Annotated in this window: 1 protein-coding gene; it reads right to left on the bottom strand. The window is 35.0% G+C overall.

The window, feature by feature from the left end; all coding sequences use genetic code 11:
* Positions 1–754: 754 nt before the first annotated feature.
* Positions 755–971, bottom strand: a 217-nt coding sequence (locus BWI97_RS28850) for a hypothetical protein (RefSeq protein WP_233208101.1), incomplete at its 5' end; no start/stop codon positions are given.

Here is a 971-nt window from a genome sequence, read left to right as displayed (position 1 = left end):
TTTATTTAAACATACAATTGCCTAATTATCTTTCAATAATGAAATTTCTTGAACAAGAAAGGTTACCTATAGAAGATACATTTGGACATGACAAAGTTGATCTAGGATTACTATCATTTGGTATAGAGGTTGATGTAAATAATTCTTAAATTATTAATAAATAATGTACATGCTCTCGGAATACGTTACATTAAAACAGTAGGAACACCAAATGTAAGCGGTCCACAAGCTTTAAATGTTGTAGATATAGAAAGTAGAAGCATATATATAGGCTCTTATAATTACCAAGCAGAGGGTAATAAAAGAAAAAAGATGGTTAACCTAAATGAGTTCTTCATTGAATTAATCAATAGTTGTAAAAGCACTCAGGAAATCACAGATTTAGTTGATCAGAATGAAACATATTACTCCGCGTACATAAGTGCTAAATAGAAACTTACAGTTGGGGTGGTCTATGCCTGAAAACCTCTTAGCCGAAGGATAAGAAAGTGAGATTTAATTTAGAACCCTCTCCGTGTGGTAGTTTAGTCTTTTACTAACGCTGCTGTTTGTGTATGTGTCTACTTCTACCAATGGAGGGGTTTTTTAATTTATTGATATACAAGTGTTTATATTGGCTATTTTCGCGTTTGAGAAAGTGCAAGGTCTACTTTAAAGATGCTGTCGTTCTTGCATTCTTTGAAGTAGACCTTTTTGATTGACGCAGTTGATTAAAAAAGAGACTTGAAAAAATGTATGTCCTTTTTTTAGTACATTATTTCTTTAACCGTTTGTAGTATTCTATTTCTCCAGTGCTTGGCTTTGTAGGTAATTCTCCATTGATATATCGCCGGGCATTTTGGGCCAGATCGAAAGAAGTAAGGTACCTGGCCGCGATGATATTGCGGCAACCATCCATATCAGGTTCATAAAGGGCTACCTTTCCCGCTAAGTATTCCAGATCCTGCCTGAGTAGACCAATCTCCTCGGAC

The sequence above is a fragment of the Siphonobacter sp. BAB-5405 genome (assembly GCF_002872335.1).
Lineage (GTDB): Bacteria > Bacteroidota > Bacteroidia > Cytophagales > Spirosomataceae > Siphonobacter.
This window is presented reverse-complemented; position numbering and strand designations above follow the sequence as displayed.